Here is a 20,087-nt window from a genome sequence, read left to right as displayed (position 1 = left end):
ACGCTGTCTGCAGAGGGCAACCGGGGCACGTACGTGTGGTGCGAGCTGAACGCAACTCACCCGACGGCTGCGTGAGCGTGCCGGGACCGGTGTTCGCCATAAAGTGCTCGGCATGAGCATTATCGGAGTCGGGATCGACGTGGCCGAGATCGAGCGGTTCGCGGCGTCGTTGGAGCGGACGCCCGGCCTCGTGCGGCGGCTGTTCGTGGACAGCGAGTTGCTGCTGCCCAGTGGGGAACGGCGGGGGATCGCCTCGCTGGCGGCGCGGTTCGCCGCCAAAGAGGCGCTGGCCAAGGCGCTCGGGGCGCCCGGCGGCCTGTACTGGACCGATGCCGAGGTGTACTGCGAGGACAGCGGGCAGCCGCGGCTGCGGGTGAAGGGGACGGTGGCGGCGCGGGCCGCCGAGCTGGGCGTGCGGTCCTGGCACATCTCGCTCAGTCATGACGCCGGGGTGGCGTCGGCGGTCGTCGTTGCCGAAGGGTGAACGAGGGCGGGTGACGGACGTGGACCAGTACAGGTTGCTGGGATTCCCCGGGGTCGGGGAGGCCGGGGGCCGGCTGCCGGTGTGGGGAGAGGCGCTTCTCGCCGCCGCCGCTCTGCTCGTGGTGGTGTTCACGGTGGTGCGCATGGTGCGGATGGCTCGTCGGGCGGGGCGCAGGCGGCGGCGGTGACCGGCCGGATGTGCGGGATGGGAACGTGTGTGCCTGCGGTCGCTGGTCCGGGTGGTGTCCGTGTGATCGGGGGACGGGTGTGCGGCGGTCGCGCATACCGTCTCACTGGGGCTCGGGCGCCACGGCGTTCCGGTCGGCAACCGGGAGGTCTTGGGGAGGGCATGGTGCAGGCAGTGGAGGCGGTCGGGTGGGCCCGTTATACCTACCGGCTGCGTGTGTCGTCGGCTGCCCGGGGGGCGCTGGAGGGGGAGTGGGATCGCTGCCGGTGGGTGTGGAACGAGTGCGTGGCGCGTGCGAAGAAGGCCCACCGGGACGGGGAGCTGTGCGGTCCCGCCCGGCTGGACAAGATGCTGACCGGGGCCCGTGCGGTCACGCCCTGGTTGACGGTGGGCTCCTCGGTAGTGCAGCAGCAGGTCATCCGCGACTTCACCAAGGCCCGGGCGAAGGCCCTCAAGGACATCAAGGACCGTCTGCCGCTTGGGCGGCGGGCGGGCATGCCGAAGCACCGGAAGAAGCGTGAGGCGCGGCCGACGCTGAACTACACGCGGCGTGGTTTCCGGCTCAAGGGCGGGCGCCTGTACCTCGCGGGCGGCATCGTGGTGGGGGTGGTGTGGTCGCGTGCGCTGCCGGACGAGCCGTCGAGCGCGCGGGTCTATTGCGACAGCCTCGGCCACTGGTACGCCTCCTTCGTCGTCCCCGCCGTGCTGCAGCCGCTCGAGCCTGCCGGTGCGGTGATCGGGATCGACTGGGGCGTTACGGAGACGGCGACCACCACCAGCGACGCCCATGACCTCCCGCACGCCCGGCACGGCCACAAGGCCAAGGAGGAGCTGGCCCGTTACGACCGGATGATGGCCCGCCGCAGACCCGCCAGGAGGGAGGCCGCCTCGCGGGGCTACCGGGAGGCGAAGCGGCTGCGGGCGAAGACCTACGCGAGGATCGCCCGGCAACGGCAGGACACCGCCCGCAAATGGGCCAAGAAGATCGTGCGCGACCACGACGTGATCGCGGTGGAGGACTTCCGCCCGAAGTTCCTCGCCCGCACGTCCACGGCCCGCAAGGCCGCCGACGCTGCGATCGGCGCCACCAAACGGGCCCTGCTCGAGATGGGCCGCAAACACGGGCGGGACGTGCGCCTGGTACATCCCGCGCACACCACCATGGACTGCGCCCGGTGCGGAGCGAGAACCAAGCACGCACTGCCGCTGTCGGAACGTACCTACACCTGCACCGCGTGCGGAGCCGTCTCCCCCAGAGACAAGAACTCCGCCCGCGTGATGCTTCTCCGGGCAGGTCTGAACCCGGCTGGTGTTGATCGCGTAAGACTCGACCGCTCGCCGAGCGACCAAGCGGCGTGAGCCAGGAATCTCCCTCGCTGTAAGAGGGAGAGCATTCAAGTTGTAGCAGTTCTCGACGGGCGCGTGGGCTTCGATAACTTTCGACCGGCTTGAGAGGCGCGGGACGGCCTTCGGCGAAAGGTAGTTGGACCGTTCCGTGCGGGACACTCGGAGGTATGCGTACTGCGTACAGCGTGGAGACGGTCAGGGCGGCGGAGCGGGACCTGATGGCGCGGCTGCCGGAGGGCGCGCTGATGCAGCGCGCCGCCGCCGGGCTCGCCGCGGCCTGCGCGGACCTGCTCGGGCGGGGTTACGGCCGGGTCTACGGCAGCAGGGTCGTCCTGCTGGTCGGCAGCGGGGACAACGGCGGCGACGCCCTCTATGCCGGCGCCCGGCTGGCCCGGCGCGGCGCGGGCGTCACGGCGGTGCTGCTCGCGCCGGAGCGCGTCCATGCCGCCGGGCTCGCGGCCCTGCGCCGGGCGGGCGGCCGGACCGTGGGGATCACCGATGCCGACGCCGATGCCAACGCCGACACGGGGCCCGATGCCGATACCGCTGCCGTCGCGGCGGTCCGACGGGCCGATCTCGTCGTGGACGGCATCGTCGGAATCGGTGGCACGGGCGGGCTGCGCCCGGAGGCGGTGCCGCTCGCCCGTGCCGCCGAACGGTCCGGTGCCACGGTCGTCGCCGTCGACCTGCCGAGCGGCGTCGACGCGGACACCGGCGAGGTGCGCGGCACCGCGCTCCGGGCCGACCTCACGGTGACCTTCGGGACGCACAAGCCGGGGCTGCTCATCGACCCGGCACGGGAGTACGCGGGGTCGGTGCGGCTCGTCGGCATCGGTCTCGACCTGCCCGCCGAGCCGGAACTCGAGGCGCTCCAGCACGCCGACGTGGCCCGGCTGCTGCCGGTGCCCGGCGCGGAGAGCGACAAGTACCGGCGCGGTGTCGTCGGGGTCGCCGCCGGGTCCGCCCGCTACCCCGGCGCCGCCGTGCTCGCGGTCGCCGGTGCGCTGCGGGGCGGCGCCGGGGCCGTACGGTACGCCGGTCCCGCCGCGCGGGACGTGATCGCCCGCTTCCCCGAGACACTGGTGTCCGACCGGGGGCCGAAGCACGCCGGGCGGGTGCAGGCGTGGGTCGTCGGGCCGGGTGCCGGGGACGACGCCGGCCCGGTGGCGGAGGTGCTGGCGGCGGACGTCCCGGCACTGATCGACGCGGACGGCCTGCGGCTGGCCGACGCCTCGGCCGTACGGGACCGCCGGGCGCCGACCCTGCTGACCCCGCACGCCGGAGAGGCCGCCGCGCTGCTCGGCGTGGAGCGTGAGGAGGTCGAGGCCGGCCGGCTGGCCGCGGCGCGTGAACTGGCCGGACGATACGGGGCGACCGTGCTGCTCAAGGGCTCCACGACACTGGTCGCCGACCCGGAGGACGGGGACGGTACCGCCGTACGGGTGAACCCGACCGGGACGTCCTGGCTGGCCACGGCCGGAAGCGGGGACGTCCTGTCCGGCCTGACGGGCTCGCTGCTGGCGGCGGGACTGCCGGCCCGGGACGCCGGCAGCGTGGCGGCCTACCTGCACGGGCTCGCGGGACGTCACGCGGCGGACGGCGCGCCGGTGGGGGCGCACGACGTGGCGGAGGCGATCCCGGGGGCGTGGCGGGACGTCATGCGCGGGTGAGTCCGAAAGCGCGGGGTCCCCGGACGGGTGGAGCCCCGCCCGGCGCCCGGTGGCGCCGTACCGTCCCGCCGGGGCCGCCCTTGCCGTACCGCTCCCGATGGGGTGTCGTACCGCTCTGAGAGACTGGAGCGCGATGAACGAGACAGATGCTGTGCGGAGTGCGACCTTCAGGGCCCGTGCCGAGATCGATCTGGCCGCGCTGCGCGCCAATGTGCGAAGCCTGCGCGCCCATGCGTCCGGTGCCGCCCTCATGACCGTGGTCAAGGCGGACGCCTACGGGCACGGCGCCCTCGCGTGCGCGCGGGCGGCCGTCGAGGCCGGGGCGTCCTGGCTCGGCACGGCCACCCCGCAGGAGGCGCTGGCGCTGCGCGCGCCCGATGCCGGGGTCCCCGCCGACGTACGCGTCATGTGCTGGCTGTGGACGCCCGGCGGGCCGTGGCGGGAGGCGATCGAGGCCGACCTCGACGTCGGCGTCAGCGGCATGTGGGCGCTGGAGGAGGTCACCGCGGCCGCGCGTGCCGCCGGGCGGCCCGCGCGCGTGCACCTCAAGGCCGACACCGGCCTGGGGCGGGGCGGCTGCGCGCCCGCGGACTGGGCCGAGCTGGTCGCCGCGGCCCTCGCCGCCGAGGCCGACGGCCTGCTGGGCGTCGTCGGCCTGTGGTCGCACCTCGCCTGCGCCGACGAGCCGGGGCACCCCTCCATCGACGCCCAGCTCACCCGCTTCCGGGAGATGGTGGCGTACGCCGAGCAGCAAGGGGTCGACCCCGAGGTCCGGCACATCGCCAACTCGCCGGCCATCCTCACCCTCCCCGACAGCCACTTCGATCTCGTCCGGGCCGGCATCGCGACGTACGGCGTCTCGCCCAGCCCCGAGATCGGCACCCCTGCCGACTTCGGGCTGCGTCAGGTGATGACCCTGACCGCCTCCCTCGCCCTGGTGAAGCACGTCCCCGGCGGGCACGGCGTCTCGTACGGCCACCACTACGTCACCCCGGGCGCCACCACCCTCGGCCTGGTCCCGCTCGGCTACGCGGACGGCATCCCGCGGCACGCCTCCTCCGCCGGTCCGGTACTGGTCGAGGGCAAGTGGCGTACGGCCGCGGGGCGGATCGCGATGGACCAGTTCGTCGTCGACCTCGGCGGGGACGAGCCTCCGCCGGGCACCGAGGCGGTGCTCTTCGGCCCCGGCGACCGCGGCGAGCCCACCGTCGAGGACTGGGCGCAGGCCGCGAACACCATCGGGTACGAGATCGTCACCCGGATCGGAACCCGCGTCCCGCGCGTCCATGTGAATGACGTGACGGCGTGACGGCGTGAGGCATGACGGCGTGACGGCATGACGAAGTAGTACGCCAGAACGCCCGTACGTCCGTACGCTCATCCGACCGCACGCGCATGAGGAACGACAGAGGAGCCAGTACGTGAGCGAGAGCAGTGCGGGGGCCGTCAACACCGCCGTCACGACGGCTGCCGCCTCCGTCGCCGAAGCGTCCGGTGGCTGGCGCCGGGCGACCGGGGTCGCCGGCGTCGCGATAGGTGTGCTCGCCACGGGTGCCGCCGCCGGGGTGGCCATAGAGCGGATGACCGTCGGCCGGGGCATGCGCAAGAAGGCCCGGCTCGCCCTCGACTCCACCGGACCGTACGGCTCGCTGCGCGGCACCCCCGGCAGGGCGTACGCCGAGGACGGCACCGAGCTGTACTACGAGGTCGACGACCCCGACCCGGACCCGGACGCCACTCCCGCGCGCCGCCGCCGGCTGTTCGGCCGCAAGTCACCCGCCCCCGTCACCGTCGTCTTCAGCCACGGTTACTGCCTCAGCCAGGACTCCTGGCACTTCCAGCGGGCCGCGCTCAGGGGTGTCGTACGGGCCGTGTACTGGGACCAGCGCAGCCACGGCCGTTCCGCGCGGGGTGCGGCCCAGGTCGAGCGGGGCGAGCCGGTCACCATCGACCAGCTGGGGCAGGATCTCAAGGCCGTCATCGACGCCGCCGCCCCCGAGGGGCCGATCGTGCTGGTCGGGCACTCCATGGGCGGGATGACGGTGATGGCCCTCGCCGACCGGTACCCCGAGCTGATCCGTGAGCGGGTCGTCGGTGCCGCCCTCGTCGGCACCTCGCCGGGACGGCTGGGCGAGGTCAATTTCGGGCTGCCCGTGGCCGGGGTCAACGCGGTGCGGCGGGTGCTGCCGGGGGTGCTGAGGGCGCTGGGGCAGCGGGCCGAGCTGGTGGAGAAGGGGCGCCGGGCCACCGCGGACCTGTTCGCCGGGATCATCAAGCGGTACTCGTTCGCGGCCCGGGACGTCGACCCGGCCGTCGCCCGGTTCGCCGAGCGGATGATCGAGTCCACCCCGATCGACGTCGTCGCCGAGTACTACCCGGCCTTCAGCGAGCACGACAAGACCGAGGCCCTCGCCCACTTCACCGGCCTCCCGGTGCTCGTGCTGGCCGGGGTGAAGGACCTGCTCACGCCCAGCGAGCACAGCGAGGTCATCGCCGGGCTGCTGCCGGAAGCCGAACTGGTGCTGGTACCGGACGCCGGGCATCTGGTCATCCTGGAGCATCCGGAAGTGGTCACCGACCGTCTCGCCGATCTGCTCGCCCGCACCGGGGCGGTGCCCGCCGCGGCTACCGTGGGTGGCTGTGACCCCGCCTCCTCCTGACGGAGACGGCTGCCGGCCTTTTCCGGCGGTGGTCCAGCCCGAACCGACCCCTTGCGGGGTGTGCCCATGTACTACTGCGAGTGAGTGATGATGGAAGAAGTCGCAGCGTCCCCCCCGTCCGTCCGGTTGGTCGTCAGTTCCCCCGACCGGATGCGGGATTTGGGCCGTGCCCTCGCCAAGCTGCTGCGCGCCGGCGACCTCGTGATGCTCACCGGCGAGCTGGGCGCGGGCAAGACCACGCTGACCCGTGGGCTCGGCGAGGGGCTCGGGGTGCGGGGCGCCGTCACCTCCCCGACCTTCGTGATCGCCCGCGTGCACCCGTCCCTGGGGGACGGACCGCCGCTGGTCCACGTCGACGCGTACCGGCTGTCGGGCGGACTGGACGAGATGGAGGACCTGGATCTCGACGTCTCGCTGCCCGAGTCGGTGATCGTCGTGGAGTGGGGCGAGGGCAGGCTCGAGGAGCTGACCGACGACCGGCTCCAGCTCGTCATCCACCGCGCGGTCGGCGACACCACGGACGAGGTCCGGCACGTGACGCTGACCGGCCTGGGCGACCGCTGGACGGGCACGGACCTGAGCGCACTGTCGGCCCTGAGCGCGCTGTCGGCCTGAGCGCACCGTCGGCCTGAGCGCACCGTCGGTCTGGGCGGGGCGGGCCGGCGCGCTGTGCCCGTGGGGTCCGTTCTCCGGGCGTTCCGACAAGGTGTCGGTAAAATCTTGCATTTGGTGTCCCGGGCGTGGTCACATGGTATCCAGCTCGTAGTTAGGTCTGCCTAACCACGTCCGCCCCCGGCCTCAGGAGGCGTCCATGCCGGCCACCGAGATCTCTCGCCGGACCGAGGCGCGGCCGCAGTCGTTCGCCGGGGTGTCGATGCGCGACCTGCTGGCGGCCGGCGCGGCCGCCGCCGCGATCTCCACACCGCCCCGCGCTCCCGAACCGCACCCGCGGCCCCGGCTCGCCGAGCCGGGCGACGGCCACCGCGAGGCCGCCTGATCCAGGCCCGTCACCGCCGTGGTCGTACGTCGTACGTCATGGGTGGTGGGCGATGTCGCGGCTAACGCACGACGACGACCGTGCGGCCGATGGTGGCGAACTTCCACATCGCCTCGCCGTCCGCGCGGGTTTCGCGGATGCCGCCGGTGGGGACCTTCGGGTCCGGTTCCGGGGCCGATCCGTCGATCGCCGCGCTGAAACCGATCGCCGTGCGGCCGTTGCCGGCGAAGCGGACGACGTGTTCGACGGGGATGCCGTCCGATCCCGTGGTGGACTTCGAGCGGGAGGTGACCCGGTAGGTGCCCGGCTCCGGGTCCACCGTGCCGGGGCTGACCACGAAGGCGTGCCGGACCTTGCCGCCCTCCTCGACCAGCCACACCCGGTCGTCGCCCAGGGCGTAGACGACCCGGGGACCCTGGCCGGAGCCCTCGGGCAGGGCGGCGGGGGAGTGCTTGCCCCGGTCCGCCTGCGGGGCGGCCCGTGCGCTGCCCGTGTCCGTGCGGGCCGCGTGCGGAGCGGCCGGCGCGTTCGCCGACGCCTGGTAGCCGAGGACGCCGACCGTCAGGAGGGCCGCCGCGGTCAGTCCCGCCACGATCGCCGAGCTGTTGCCCGCCACCGCCGTCACCACCTCTGTCCCGCTCCGGCCCGCAGTGTCCCGTGGGACCCGCTCTCCCGTCGCACCCGCTGTCGCCGCCACCCCGGTGGCGATCATCCGGGATCGTCCGGAATTATCCGAAATGCGCATACGTCGATGTGACGGTAGCAGTACGTGACCGTTCGACCGGGCCGTCCGACACGGGGCACGGGGAGCCGTAGGCTGTTTGTGTGCTCCTGCTCGCTCTGGATACCGCCACCCCTGCCGTCACCGTCGCGCTGCACGACGGCGACGACGTCATCGCTTCGTCGAGCCAGGTGGACGCCCGCCGCCACGGCGAACTGCTGCTCCCGGCGATCGACCGGGTGCTCGCCGAGGCCGGTCTGAAGGTGGACGCCCTCACCGGGATCGTCGTCGGCATCGGCCCCGGACCGTACACCGGGCTGAGGGTCGGCCTGATGACCGCGGACACCTTCGGGCTCGCGCTCGGTGTCCCCGTGCACGGCGTGTGCACGCTGGACGGCCTCGCGTACGCCGCCGACCTGGAGGGCCCCTTCGTCGTGGCGACCGACGCCCGCCGCAAGGAGGTCTACTGGGCGCGGTACGCCGACTCCCGTACCCGCCTCACCGACCCCGCCGTCGACCGGCCCGCCGACATCGCCGGTCAGGTCGCGGGGCTGCCCGCTGTCGGCGCCGGCGCGCTGCTGTACCCCGACACCTTCCCCGCAGCGCACGAGCCCGAGTACGTGACCGCCGCCGCCCTCGCCCGGCTGGCCGCCGAGCGGCTGGCGGCCGGCGTGGAACTGCCCGCGCCCCGGCCGCTGTACCTGCGCCGCCCCGATGCCCAGGTCCCCAAGAACTACAAGGTGGTCACCCCCAAGTGACACAAGTGACAGGGCCCGAGAAGGTTGCGCTGCGCGAGATGCGCTGGTGGGACATCGAGCGCGTGTTCCGGCTGGAGCGCGAGCTGTTCCCCGAGGACGCCTGGTCACGAGGGATGTTCTGGTCCGAGCTGGCCCATGCGCGCGGTCCCGCGGCGACCCGCCGTTACGTGATCGCGGAGGAGGACGGCCGTCTCGTCGGATACGCGGGCCTCACCTCCGCCGGTGCGGCGGCCGACGGCGACGAGGGCGCGGCGACCGGGGTGGCCGACGTCCAGACGATCGCCGTCAGCCGGGACCACTGGGGCACCGGCCTCGGCTCGCGGCTGCTGACGGAGCTGCTGCGGGCGGCGACCGCGTTCGAGTGCGCCGAGGTGCTGCTGGAGTGCCGGATCGACAACGTCCGGGCCCGGAAGCTGTACGAGCGCTTCGGCTTCGAGACCATCGGGGTCAGGAAGGGCTACTACCAGCCGGGGAACGTGGACGCCCTGGTGATGCGGCTGGCCGACCCGTCCACCTCCGTCAATCCGGCGAACCCCGGGAACCCCGCGACCTCAGTGAACGGCGTAGAAGGAACCGAGACTCATGGCTGACGAACCCCTGGTACTGGGGATCGAGACCTCCTGCGACGAGACCGGTGTCGGCGTCGTCCGGGGTACCACCCTGCTGGCGGACGCCGTCGCCTCCAGCGTCGACGAGCACGCCCGCTTCGGCGGTGTCGTCCCCGAGGTCGCCTCGCGCGCCCACCTGGAGGCGATGGTGCCCACCATCGAGCGCGCGCTGAAGGAGGCGGGGGTGAGCGCCCGGGACCTGGACGGCATCGCCGTCACCGCCGGTCCGGGTCTCGCCGGTGCGCTGCTGGTCGGCGTCTCGGCGGCGAAGGCGTACGCCTACGCCCTCGGCAAGCCCCTGTACGGCGTCAACCACCTCGCCTCGCACATCTGCGTGGACCAGCTGGAGCACGGGCCGCTCCCCGAGCCGACGATGGCGCTGCTGGTCTCCGGTGGCCACTCCTCGCTGCTGCTCTCCTCGGACATCACCTCCGACGTCCGTCCGATGGGCGCCACCATCGACGACGCGGCCGGCGAGGCCTTCGACAAGATCGCGCGCGTGCTGAACCTCGGTTTCCCCGGCGGCCCGGTCATCGACCGGTACGCGCGCGAGGGCGACCCGTCCGCGATCGCGTTCCCGCGCGGACTGACCGGGCCGCGCGACCCCGCGTACGACTTCTCCTTCTCCGGTCTGAAGACGGCTGTGGCCCGCTGGATCGAGGCCAAGCGGGCGGCGGGGGAGGAGGTCCCGGTGCGTGACGTGTCGGCCTCCTTCCAGGAGGCGGTCGTGGACGTGCTCACCCGCAAGGCCGTACGTGCCTGCAAGGACGAGGGCGTCGACCACCTCATGATCGGCGGCGGAGTGGCCGCCAACACCCGGCTGCGGGCGCTGGCCCGGGAACGCTGCGAGGCGGCGGGCATCCGGCTGCGCGTACCGCGCCCGGGGCTGTGCACGGACAACGGCGCGATGGTGGCCGCCCTGGGCGCCGAGATGGTCGCCCGTAACCGGGCGGCTTCCGACTGGGACCTGTCCGCGGACTCGTCCCTCCCGGTGACGGAACCGCACGTGCCGGGCCACTCGCACGCCCCCGACCGCGACCACGACCATGTGCACGAGGTGAGCAAGGAGAACCTGTACTCGTGACCGTCGCGCTGATGTGGGAGGCGCGGGCCGTACCCGGCCGGGGCGAGGCGCTGCTGGCCTGGGCCGAGGAGCGGGTGCGGGAACTGCCCGCCGATCCCGCCCCCTTGCGCCGGGAGACCTTCCGCGCCCCGCAGGACCGGGTCCTCGTCATCACCTGGTGGGACGCCCCGTACAACGCCGACCTGCCCGAACTGCCCGAACCGGGAGCGGACTTGGTCACGCGGGCGGCGCACCGGTGGCGGTTCGAGTCGGTGGGGACGGGCTGACCGCGTCTTGAGCGTGGGGTGAGTGCGTGGGGGCGAGGGGCGTTGCGGGCCCCGGCCGGCAACGCCCCTCGCCACCCCTGTCCCTGCCCCCTGCCCTTGCCCCTGCCCCGGTGTCCGTCCCCCCGTCACACCCCGTCCGACACCTCCGTCCCGCATACCAGCCGCCGGTCGGAGCCGAGTTCGCGGAGGGGGCCGGTGAGGGTGAGGTGGGCCGTGTGGCGTAGGCGGTGGCCTGCCAGGCGGTGAATCCGGCCAGGCACTCCTCGTGCGCGACCGCCGGGATGCCGAACCTGCCCGCCCGCGTGATCCGGCGCTGGGCGCGGGCCGGCGCCCGCGTACCGAGATCCGGGTCGACGGGGGCCGTGCCGAAGGAGCGGGTGAGCCGGCCCAGGCCGTGGACGATCAGCTCGCCCCCGTCGTGGTCGGAGGTCATGTCGTGCTGGTGCGGGGCGACTCCCTCGCCGTCCGTGCCCGCGCCGGCCCAGACCCCGTACAGCTGGGCGGTCTTCTCCTCCAGGGTCATCCGGGCGAGCAGGTCGTCGACCCGGGCGGCGGCGGGCAGGGCGGGGTCACGCCAGGGCGCGGTGGTCATGAAACTCCTGTCGAGGACGGACGGCCCTCTCACGAACGTTCTCCATGACGGGGTCTGCGGTGGGGCTACTGCCTTGGGCGCCTTGAGTTGCGAATGTTTCGGAATTTATATCGAATGTTCCGGGAATTTATGGCGCGAGGAATACTTCGTCAAGGGGGTCCGCAGGGATACGATCGCGGCCATGACTTCCTCGCAGCCCGCCGAAACCCGGACGCGAGGGCGCAGTACGCAGACTGCGACCCTTGCCGAGATCGCCCGCGAGGCCGGTGTCTCCGCGCCGACTGTTTCGAAGGTCCTCAACGGCCGTGCCGATGTCGCCCCCGCCACCCGGAGCCGGGTCGAGGAACTGCTGCGTGCCCACGGCTACCGGCGCCGGCGCGCCGAGGCCACCCGCTCGCCGCTGATCGACCTGGTCTTCCACGAACTGGAGAGCGCCTGGGCGATGGAGGTCATCCGGGGCGTGGAGAACGTGGCGAGGGACGCCGGACTGAGCGTCGTGCTCTCCGAGAGCGCGGGGCGGCTCACCCCGGGGCGGACCTGGGCCGACCAGGTCGCCGCGCGCCGCCCGCACGGGGTGATCCTCGTGCTGTCCGGCCTCGACGAGTCCGGGCGGGCGCTGCTGACCAGCCGTTCCATCCCGTTCGTGGTGATGGACCCGGCCGGTGATCCCGGCACCGACGTGCCCTCCATCGGCGCGACCAACTGGCAAGGCGGACTCGCCGCCACCCGGCACCTGCTCGAGCTGGGGCACACCAGGATCGGGGCCGTCAGCGGGCCCTCGCAGATGATGTGCAGCCGCGCCCGCGTCGACGGCTACCGGGCCGCGCTGGAGACCGGCGGGCTTCCGGTGGACCCCGGGCTGATCATGACCGGCGACTTCCACCACGAGACCGGGTACCGCCAGGGCCTCGCCCTGCTGCGCCGCCCCGACCGGCCCACCGCGGTCTTCGCCGGCAACGACCTCCAGGCGCTCGGTCTCTACGAGGCGGCGCGTGAGCTGGGCCTGCGGATTCCCGAGGACCTGAGCGTGGTCGGGTTCGACGATCTGCCGGTGGCCCGCTGGGTGGGGCCGCCGCTGACGACCGTACGGCAGCCGCTGACGGAGATGGCGGAGGCGGCTGCCAGGCTGGTGCTCGACCTCGGCAAGGGCGAGCACGCGGCGGCGGCCGCGACCCGGGTGGAACTGGCGACGAGCCTGGTGGTGCGCAGTAGCACGGGGGCGCCGCCGGCCGGAGGCTGACGGTTTCCGGGCTTCCGGGCTTCTGGGCTTCTGGGCGTCGGCGGGGCGGCGCTCGAAGCCTGTCGCTGACGATTTCGAAAGTTTCGCTGTTCGGGACTCGCGCGGTGCCGTGCGGTCGGCCGCCAACTCGGCTGTTCTCAGGGTGAGTCCAGGCGGTGAAGTCTGAGAACTTCACAAGAAAACAGTCCGGAGGGTGTTGGTTGCCATAATTCGGACTTACGTTCCTGCCTGTGAGGGGACACGAGGACCAGGGCGAGGGCTCCGACGAAGGGCACGACGAGTCCGAAAGTGACGCGCCTTCGGACGCGCCCTCGGAAGCTTCCGAGGGCGCGGGCATAGGGACGGACCCGCCGACGGAACAGCGACCGCACCGCCGGGCGCGGGCGCTGAAGTTCGCCGGTCTCGCTCTGGCGGGCGCGCTGGCGCTGGGCGCCGGGGCGGCCGGCTGGGCGTACTGGCAGCTCGGCGACAACATCACGAGCGTCGACATCGACAGCGCCCTGGGCGACGACCGTCCGGCCAGGGGAACCACCCCCGGCCAGGGTGCTTCGGCGTCCGCCTCGGCCTCACCCCTGCCGACGGGGTCCCTCAACATCCTGGTGCTGGGCTCGGACTCGCGCAGTGGCGGAGAGAACCGGGCACTCGGCGGCGGCGACAGCGGCGGGGCCCGTTCCGACACGGCCATGGTCGTCCACCTCGACGCCGGCCGGACCGCCGCGACCGTGGTCAGCATCCCGCGCGACACCCTGGTCGACCGCCCGGCCTGCCCGCTGCCGGACGGCGGGTCGACGCGGCCGGCGTCCCACGCGATGTTCAACAGCGCGTACGAGGTGGGCGGGCCGGTGTGCGCGGTGAAGACGGCCGAGCTGCTCACGGACGTCCGCATGGACCACTACGTCGAGATCGACTTCACCGGCTTCGCCCGCCTGGTCGACGTGCTCGGCGGCGTCACCGTCACCACGGACGAGGACATCGACGACGACCGGAGCCATCTGAACCTCGAAGCGGGCACCCACCACCTGGACGGCACCGAGGCCCTCGCGCTGGCCCGCACCAGGTACGGCATCGGGGACAGCAGCGACCTCGGCCGCATAGGCCTCCAGCACACGCTGGTGAAGGCGCTGCTGGACCGGATCGGGAAGCAGGGCCTGCTGACCGACCCCGTGAAGCTGTACGAGGCCGCCGACGCGGTCACCAGCAGCCTCACGACCGACACCGGCCTGGACTCGCCGGCCGAGCTGAACCGCTTCGCCCGGAGCCTGCAGGGCCTGTCGTCGACCGCCGTCACCACCGTCATGATGCCGGTGGTCCCGGCGCCCTGGGACGCCGACCGGGTGGTGGCGGACCAGCCGGAGGCGGACGAGCTGTGGGCGTCGCTGCGGTGACTCGCGGCGCGCCGGAAGAAGGTTCAAGAAAGTTCGGGGAAATCCGGGGGAGCGTGTCGATTCCGGCGTCGCCCGTTCGACGCAGGGGGTGAGAGGCCGGGAAGGGCCCGGCCCGTACGACACGACGACATGAGGAGTCACCATGCCGCGCTTTCTTTCCCTGGTCCGGATCGACGAGTCCAACGCGCCTGCGGAGGGGCCCAGCCCCGAGCTGATGCAGCGGATGGGTGAACTGATCGAGGAGATGACGAAGGCCGGGGTCCTGCTGGACACCGCCGGGCTGACCCCGACGGCCCAGGGCGCCCGGGTGCACTACGAGGGTGGACAACTGTCCGTGACCGACGGTCCGTTCACCGAGTCCAAGGAGGTCATCGGGGGCTATGCGCTGATGCAGGCCAAGGACAGGGCCGAGGCGATCGAGTGGACCGAGCGGTTCCTGAAGGTGCACGAGGAGCACTGGACGGTGACCTGCGAGGTACGGGAGATCGTCGAGGGCTGACGGCGGCGGAGCGGCCCGGCGGGGCCGCTTTCCGGCCTCCGGTGTCGTAGGGGTGTGTGAGGGTGGGCTGTGACATCGCAGCCCATCCCCGTCCCGCACGGCGCGGCCGAGACGGCGGCAGCCACCGCGCCCGGTGACCCGGCCGGGTCCCCCGCGGCCGTCCGGGCGCGCCGGACCGTCGAGACCGTCTTCCGTCTGGAGTCCCCGCGGGTGATCGCCGGCGTGGCCCGCGTCGTCCGTGACGTCGGCATCGCCGAGGAACTGGCGCAGGACGCCCTCGTCGCCGCGCTGGAGCAGTGGCCGAGGGACGGCGTGCCCGACAATCCGGGCGCCTGGCTCATGGCCACCGCCAAGAACCGCGCCGTCGACTTGATCCGGCGCCGCGAGAACTACGCCCGCAAGCTCGCCGAGATCGGCCGGGACCCCTCGGCCGTCGCCCCGCCGGAGGACCCCGCAGACCTCGCCGACCCCGACGGCATCGACGACGACCTGCTCCGGCTCGTCTTCACCGCGTGCCACCCGGCCCTGTCGGCCGAGGCGCGCATCGCCCTCACCCTGCGCCTGCTCGGCGGTCTGACCACGGCCGAGATCGCCCGCGCGTTCCTGGTCCCGGAACCGACGGTGGCCCAGCGGATCGTGCGCGCGAAGCGGACCCTCGCGACGGAGAACGTCGCCTTCGAGGTGCCCTACGGCCCCGACCGCGCGGCCCGCCTCGGCTCGGTCCTCGACGTCATCTACCTGATCTTCAACGAGGGGTACGCGGCCACCGCGGGCGACGACTGGCTGCGCCCCGGCCTGTGCGAGGACGCGCTGCGGCTGGCCCGTGTGCTGTCCGGGCTGATGCCCGGGGAACCCGAGGTCCACGGTCTCACCGCGCTGCTGGAGTTCCAGACCTCCCGCGCCGCCGCCCGCACCGGCCCGGACGGCGAACCGGTCCTGCTCAAGGACCAGAACCGGGCCCGTTGGAACCGCATGCTCATCGCCCGCGGCATCACCGCCCTCACCCGAGCCGACGCGACGGCGGGCGGCGCCCCGGGCCCGTACGTCCTCCAGGCCGCCATCGCCGGCTGCCACGCGCACGCGTACCGCTACGAGGACACCGACTGGCGCCGCATCGTCGCCCTCTACGGTCTCCTCGCCGCCCGCGCCCCGTCCCCGGTCGTCGAACTCAACCGCGCGGTCGCCGTCTCCATGGCCGACGGTCCCGCCGCCGCCCTCCCCCTCGTCGACGCCCTGACCGACGTACCGGCGCTCCGGGGCTACCACCTCCTGCCGAGCGTCCGAGGAGACCTGTTGGCCCGCCTCGGCCGCACCGAGGAGGCCCGCGCGGAATTCGAACGAGCGGCATCCCTGACCAGGAACGAGCGGGAACGGGAGATGCTGCTGCGACGGGCGGGAGGCTGACGGGCGGGAGGCTGAGGGAGGCGGCTTCCGGCCCGAAGGTCAGCGCAGAGGGTTGCCGAGCAGCATGGTCGGGGCGCCGGCGACACGGGTGAGGAAGACGGTGACGGACGCGGAGCCGTGGGGTTTGGGGAGGGCCTTGCGGCGGAGTTCCTCCGGTTCCACCGCCGAGCCGCGCTTCTTGACGGTCAGCGTGCCGACCTGACGCTCACGCAGCAGCGCCTTCAGCTTCTTGACGTTGAAGGGGAGCCGGTCGGTGATCTCGTAGGCGGTGGCGTACGGCGTCGGGCGGTGTTCGTCGGCGGTGATGTAGGCGATGGTCGCGTCGATGAGCCCGCCGTCGAGCCGGTCGGCGACCTCGGCGACGAGATGCGCGCGGATGACGGCGCCGTCGGGCTCGTACAGGTACCGGCCGGGCGGACGCACCGCCGGGTCGGGCAGCCCGCGGGAGAGCAGCGTGCGGGGGCCGGGCAGCAGGGTCGCGCGTACCGCGCCGGGGTCCGGCTCGGGGTCCGGCGCGGGGCCCGGTCCGGGGCTCGCCACTGTCTCCGACGGGGCGGCCGCGTGCCCGGTGCCGAACCACAGCACCGCCTCCTTCACATCCCCGCCGTCCGAGATCCACTCGGCCTCGGCATCACCGGGAACGGCCTCGTGCGGGATGCCCGGAGCGACCTTCAGGGCGGCGGCGCGGGGCGCCCTGCGGGCCGCCTCGATCGCCCAGGACAGCGGGGGCGAGTAGGCCTCGGGGTCGAAGACGCGGCCCCGGCCGCCGCGCCGGGCCGGGTCGACGAAGACGGCGTCGTACCCGGCGGTGTCCACCTCCGTCACGTCTGCCTCCCGCACCTCGATCAGATCCGCGAGCCCCAGCGCGTCGGCGTTGGCCCGGGCCGCCGCCGCGGTGAGCGGGTCCCGGTCCACCGCGAGCACCCGGATTCCGGCGCGGGCCAGCGCGATCGCGTCCCCGCCGATCCCGCAGCACAGGTCGGCCACCGAGGTCACCCCCAGCTCCTTCAGCCGCCCTGCCCGGTACGTCGCCACGCTCGCCCGGGTCGACTGCTCGACCCCGTTCGGTGTGAAGAACATCCGCCCGGCGTCCTCGGCCCCGAACTTCACCACCGCCCGCTGCCGCAGCCGGGCCTGGCCGAGCGCCGCGGACACGAGCTCCGCCGGATGCTCACGGCGCAGCCGGGTCGCGACGGCGAGTTCCTGGGCCGGGTCGGTGTCGCGCACCTCGTCGAGGAGGGCGCGGCCCTCGGGAGTGAGGAGCGGGGCGAGGGGTGGGACAGGAAGGGGGGTGCGGTCGTTCACCGGCCCATTGTGGGTCAGGTACGGGCCGTTGTGGGCCAGTCGGCGGACGGTGTGCCGCCGGCCGCGGTGTCGGACCGGGTCCGGGGCGGTGGACTGCGAGGATCCGACCCCATGCGACTAGTAGGACAAAATGACAAAAGATGGTCACTGGTGGGTGTGCGGGCCGGTGTCGCCGTACTCACCCTCGCGACCCTCGCCCCTCTCGTCGCGGGCTGCGGACAGGACTCCACCGCCCCGGACCCGGCTGCGGGCGGCCCCCAGCCCCTCGCCGCGCCTCCGGCCCGCGAGCCCGACTCCTACGCCGCCGAACTGCGCGCCGCGCACGCCGCGCGGGTGGCCGCCGCGAAGCGCTGGGGGCTCAAACAGGTGCCCCGGACCGCTCCGCCGGCGCCCGAGGAGAAGCCGAGGATCACCACCCGTGAGGGCTTCGAGGTCGACGGGCACCGGAAACCGGGCCTCCCCCCGGTCTTCACCACCGTCCCCACCGAGGAGAAGGTCGTCTTCCTCACCATCGACGACGGCGCCGAGAAGGACCCCGCGTTCCTGCGCATGATGAGCGAGCTGAAGATCCCGTACACCGCGTTCCTCAGCAACTACGTCATCGAGGAGGACTACGGCTACTTCGAGAAGATGCGGGACCAGGGCGTCGGCCTGAACAACCACACCCTGAACCACCCGTACCTGCCCGGCCTGTCCTACGCCGGCCAGAAGCGTGAGATCTGCGGCATGCAGGACGTCATCGAGGAGCGGTACGGCGACCGCCCCGTCCTCTTCCGCCCGCCGTTCGGCAACTACAACAAGGACACCCTGCGCGCGGCGAAGTCCTGCGGCATCGAGTACGCCCCGCTGTGGAACGAGGAGGTCTTCGTCGACCGCTGGGACTACCGCGAGGGGGACGGGGAACTGCGCCCCGGCGACATCGTCCTCTCCCACTTCCGGGGCCGTGCCGAATGGGAGGGCACCATGCCCGACATGATCCGCCGCTTCCTGGACAAGGTCACGGCCGAGGGATACGCGGTGGGGCGCCTGGAGGACTACCTGTGATCCGGCGGGGGGCGGCCACGGCGGTTCTCCTGGCGGCGGGTCTCGTCCTTTCGGCGGCGCTGGCGGGCTGCGGCACGGTCGGCGGGCGGCCGACCGCGGGCCCGACAGTCCCAGGGGCAGGGGCAGGGGCAGGGGCAGGGGCAGGGGCAGGGGCAGGGGCAGGGGCAGGAGAAGGGGCGGGGACGGGTGCGGGTGAGGGGAAAGGCGCCGGGGAAACGGGCGACGGAGCGGGCCGGTCACCCGGCCGCCTCCCGCCCGTCGTCGACCACGTCCCGACCCGGGAGAAGGTCGTCTTCCTGACCTACGACGACGGCGCCGAACGCGACCCCCGCTTCATCGACCTCGTACGCGGGCGCCGCCTCCCCGTCAGCATGTTCCTCACGGACAGCGTGGTGGGGCCCGGCTACGGTCACTTCGCCCGGCTGCGCTCGGTCGGCGCGAGCCTGCAGAACCACACCCTCGACCACCCCGCCCTGCGTGGCCTGCCCTACGCCGGTCAGCGCGCCGAGATCTGCGGCCAGCAGCGCAAGCTCACGTCCCGCTTCGGCATCCGCCCCCACCTGTTCCGCCCGCCCTACGGCACGTACGACGCCACGACCCTCCGGGCCGCCGCCGACTGCGGCATCGCGGCGGTCGTGCTCTGGAGGGTCACCCTGGAGGGTGACGGCACCCTCACGTACGCCCGCGGCGCCCACCGCCTGGCCCCCGGCGACATCATCTCCGTCCCCGCGGGCGAGGGGCCGCCGCTGACCCTTGCGGAACGGACGACGCGTTTGCTGCACGAGCTGGAAGACCGGGGATTGAGGGTCGGGAGGCTGGAGGACCACGTCCGGCACGTGAGCCTGTCCGGCACGTGAGCCTGTCCGGGACGTGAGCCCGTCCGGCACATGAGCCCGTCCGGGGCCCCCGCCTGTGTTGAACGGGGTTCGCCGGACCGGGGGGGGACGGGCAGAAGTGGCCCCACCCCTCGACCGGTCGGACGACCGGCCCCCCGGCCCCCCGACGGCCTCTTCTCACCGGCCGCGCTGGTGCGCGGACCACCCGCCGGCCCGCCGCTCGCACACCCGCCGGAGCCACTTCTCACCGTTTCGGCGGGGCCGGAACTTCCCGGCGGAGACACCCTGCCCGTAGAGATCGGGGGAGATCGAGGGCGAGGCCGTTCAGGTCGAAGCCGGGGTCCGGGGGTGGCGGCTCCCAGGCGACGGTCACCCGAACGCAGGCCGACCTCTCGGACTGGCGTACACAAATCGGACTGGCGTACACAAAAACTCCGGCGACGCCACGCAGTGAATTGGCACTCCGCTTGACCGAGTGCTAATCGCGGTCATAGTCTCGGGTCTGGCACTCCCCCCTGGAGAGTGCCAACAAAGCGACAGGCAGGTCCGGCACCCGCGACGACGGATCCACCTGGTCGCCACCTCAGACAGTTAACCCCGTGAGATCTCCGAAGGGGGAGGTCGGATCGTGACGACCGCCAGCTCCAAGGTTGCCATCAAGCCGCTCGAGGACCGCATTGTGGTCCAGCCGCTCGACGCCGAGCAGACCACGGCTTCGGGCCTGGTCATTCCGGACACGGCCAAGGAGAAGCCCCAGGAGGGCGTCGTCCTGGCCACCGGTCCCGGCCGTATCGAGGACGGCAAGCGCGTCGAACTCGACGTGAACGTCGGCGACATCGTGCTCTACAGCAAGTACGGCGGCACCGAGGTGAAGTACAACGGCGAGGAGTACCTCGTCCTCTCGGCCCGCGACGTTCTCGCGATCATCGAGAAGTAAGTCACCTCGTAGCAGATTTGCTCCGAACTGCGCCCCTGGTCCCGACACGCTTACTGAGCCGGGG

The 20,087-nt window shown here is 73.0% G+C and carries 21 protein-coding genes and 1 pseudogene; 19 read left to right on the top strand and 3 right to left on the bottom strand.

Annotated features, from left to right (window positions below; translation table 11 throughout):
- Positions 1-112 precede the first annotated feature (112 nt).
- The 8 genes from ACFP2V_RS15065 (at position 113) to ACFP2V_RS15030 (ending at position 7,344) form a co-directional block, all read left to right on the top strand.
- A complete protein-coding gene (locus ACFP2V_RS15065; RefSeq protein ID WP_381211382.1) occupies positions 113-484 on the top strand; it encodes a holo-ACP synthase in 372 nt (123 codons plus the stop codon).
- A gap of 10 nt (positions 485-494) precedes the next feature.
- Positions 495-671, top strand: a complete 177-nt coding sequence (locus tag ACFP2V_RS15060; protein ID WP_381211380.1) for a hypothetical protein — start codon at positions 495-497, stop codon at positions 669-671.
- 161 nt (positions 672-832) lie between these two features.
- On the top strand, positions 833-2,029 hold the full coding sequence (locus ACFP2V_RS15055) for an RNA-guided endonuclease InsQ/TnpB family protein (protein WP_381211377.1): 1,197 nt from the start codon (positions 833-835) through the stop codon (positions 2,027-2,029).
- Between the two features lie 155 nt (positions 2,030-2,184).
- Entirely contained in the window at positions 2,185-3,687 is a 1,503-nt protein-coding gene (locus ACFP2V_RS15050) for an NAD(P)H-hydrate dehydratase (protein WP_381211374.1), read from the top strand.
- 133 nt (positions 3,688-3,820) lie between these two features.
- On the top strand, positions 3,821-4,996 hold the full coding sequence (alr, locus tag ACFP2V_RS15045) for an alanine racemase (protein ID WP_381211371.1): 1,176 nt from the start codon (positions 3,821-3,823) through the stop codon (positions 4,994-4,996).
- Between the two features lie 112 nt (positions 4,997-5,108).
- A complete protein-coding gene (locus ACFP2V_RS15040; RefSeq protein WP_381211368.1) occupies positions 5,109-6,347 on the top strand; it encodes an alpha/beta fold hydrolase in 1,239 nt (412 codons plus the stop codon).
- A gap of 90 nt (positions 6,348-6,437) precedes the next feature.
- Complete coding sequence (tsaE, locus tag ACFP2V_RS15035; RefSeq protein WP_381211491.1) at positions 6,438-6,962, top strand: tRNA (adenosine(37)-N6)-threonylcarbamoyltransferase complex ATPase subunit type 1 TsaE; 525 nt, start codon at positions 6,438-6,440, stop codon at positions 6,960-6,962.
- A gap of 196 nt (positions 6,963-7,158) precedes the next feature.
- The gene (locus ACFP2V_RS15030) at positions 7,159-7,344 is read left to right on the top strand and encodes a hypothetical protein (protein ID WP_381211366.1); all 186 of its coding nucleotides are present in this window, start codon (positions 7,159-7,161) and stop codon (positions 7,342-7,344) included.
- 61 nt (positions 7,345-7,405) lie between these two features.
- On the opposite strand, the gene ACFP2V_RS15025 is transcribed toward ACFP2V_RS15030, so the two are convergent.
- Complete coding sequence (locus tag ACFP2V_RS15025) at positions 7,406-7,960, bottom strand: hypothetical protein (protein WP_381211363.1); 555 nt, start codon at positions 7,958-7,960, stop codon at positions 7,406-7,408.
- A gap of 209 nt (positions 7,961-8,169) precedes the next feature.
- Between ACFP2V_RS15025 and tsaB the strand changes: the two genes are divergently transcribed.
- From tsaB to ACFP2V_RS15005, 4 genes are read left to right on the top strand one after another with little or no spacing between them, the layout of a single operon-like run.
- Positions 8,170-8,823 carry a tRNA (adenosine(37)-N6)-threonylcarbamoyltransferase complex dimerization subunit type 1 TsaB gene (tsaB, locus tag ACFP2V_RS15020; protein WP_381211360.1) on the top strand — a complete coding sequence of 218 codons (654 nt, stop codon included), beginning with the start codon at positions 8,170-8,172 and terminating at the stop codon, positions 8,821-8,823.
- Between the two features lie 5 nt (positions 8,824-8,828).
- Positions 8,829-9,413, top strand: coding sequence for a ribosomal protein S18-alanine N-acetyltransferase (gene rimI / locus ACFP2V_RS15015; RefSeq protein WP_381211488.1), 585 nt, complete (start codon positions 8,829-8,831; stop codon positions 9,411-9,413).
- Positions 9,406-10,515 (top strand): tRNA (adenosine(37)-N6)-threonylcarbamoyltransferase complex transferase subunit TsaD, encoded by a 1,110-nt coding sequence (gene tsaD / locus ACFP2V_RS15010; protein WP_381211357.1) that lies wholly within the window; start codon positions 9,406-9,408, stop codon positions 10,513-10,515. Before rimI ends, tsaD begins: the two co-directional genes overlap by 8 nt.
- Entirely contained in the window at positions 10,512-10,781 is a 270-nt protein-coding gene (locus tag ACFP2V_RS15005; protein ID WP_381211354.1) for a hypothetical protein, read from the top strand. Before tsaD ends, ACFP2V_RS15005 begins: the two co-directional genes overlap by 4 nt.
- Before the next feature lie 220 nt (positions 10,782-11,001).
- Here the strand turns inward: ACFP2V_RS15005 and ACFP2V_RS15000 are convergent.
- Positions 11,002-11,373, bottom strand: a pseudogene (locus tag ACFP2V_RS15000) (glycosyl hydrolase); the annotation flags it as partial.
- 181 nt (positions 11,374-11,554) lie between these two features.
- Between ACFP2V_RS15000 and ACFP2V_RS14995 the strand changes: the two are divergent.
- The 4 genes from ACFP2V_RS14995 (at position 11,555) to ACFP2V_RS14980 (ending at position 15,901) form a co-directional block, all read left to right on the top strand.
- Positions 11,555-12,613, top strand: a complete 1,059-nt coding sequence (locus ACFP2V_RS14995; protein ID WP_381211351.1) for a LacI family DNA-binding transcriptional regulator — start codon at positions 11,555-11,557, stop codon at positions 12,611-12,613.
- Positions 12,614-12,948: 335 nt separating this feature from the next.
- A complete protein-coding gene (locus tag ACFP2V_RS14990) occupies positions 12,949-13,998 on the top strand; it encodes an LCP family protein (RefSeq protein WP_381211486.1) in 1,050 nt (349 codons plus the stop codon).
- 142 nt (positions 13,999-14,140) lie between these two features.
- Positions 14,141-14,497 carry a YciI family protein gene (locus ACFP2V_RS14985; RefSeq protein WP_381211348.1) on the top strand — a complete coding sequence of 119 codons (357 nt, stop codon included), beginning with the start codon at positions 14,141-14,143 and terminating at the stop codon, positions 14,495-14,497.
- 69 nt (positions 14,498-14,566) lie between these two features.
- On the top strand, positions 14,567-15,901 hold the full coding sequence (locus ACFP2V_RS14980) for an RNA polymerase sigma factor (RefSeq protein ID WP_381211345.1): 1,335 nt from the start codon (positions 14,567-14,569) through the stop codon (positions 15,899-15,901).
- 39 nt (positions 15,902-15,940) lie between these two features.
- On the opposite strand, the gene ACFP2V_RS14975 is transcribed toward ACFP2V_RS14980, so the two are convergent.
- Positions 15,941-17,206: a class I SAM-dependent methyltransferase gene (locus ACFP2V_RS14975; RefSeq protein ID WP_417801230.1), complete on the bottom strand. Its 1,266-nt coding sequence runs from the start codon at positions 17,204-17,206 to the stop codon at positions 15,941-15,943.
- A gap of 156 nt (positions 17,207-17,362) precedes the next feature.
- On the opposite strand from ACFP2V_RS14975, the gene ACFP2V_RS14970 reads away from it, so the two are divergent.
- From ACFP2V_RS14970 to groES, 3 genes are all read left to right on the top strand, one after another.
- The gene (locus ACFP2V_RS14970; protein ID WP_381211480.1) at positions 17,363-18,250 is read left to right on the top strand and encodes a polysaccharide deacetylase family protein; all 888 of its coding nucleotides are present in this window, start codon (positions 17,363-17,365) and stop codon (positions 18,248-18,250) included.
- Positions 18,247-19,107 carry a polysaccharide deacetylase family protein gene (locus ACFP2V_RS14965; protein ID WP_381211342.1) on the top strand — a complete coding sequence of 287 codons (861 nt, stop codon included), beginning with the start codon at positions 18,247-18,249 and terminating at the stop codon, positions 19,105-19,107. Before ACFP2V_RS14970 ends, ACFP2V_RS14965 begins: the two co-directional genes overlap by 4 nt.
- A 607-nt stretch (positions 19,108-19,714) precedes the next feature.
- Positions 19,715-20,023 carry a co-chaperone GroES gene (groES, locus tag ACFP2V_RS14960; protein WP_055572073.1) on the top strand — a complete coding sequence of 103 codons (309 nt, stop codon included), beginning with the start codon at positions 19,715-19,717 and terminating at the stop codon, positions 20,021-20,023.
- The last annotated feature ends 64 nt before the right edge of the window (positions 20,024-20,087 follow it).

This window comes from Streptomyces incanus, from assembly GCF_042656345.1.
GTDB classification, from domain to species: domain Bacteria; phylum Actinomycetota; class Actinomycetes; order Streptomycetales; family Streptomycetaceae; genus Streptomyces; species Streptomyces incanus.
This window is presented reverse-complemented; position numbering and strand designations above follow the sequence as displayed.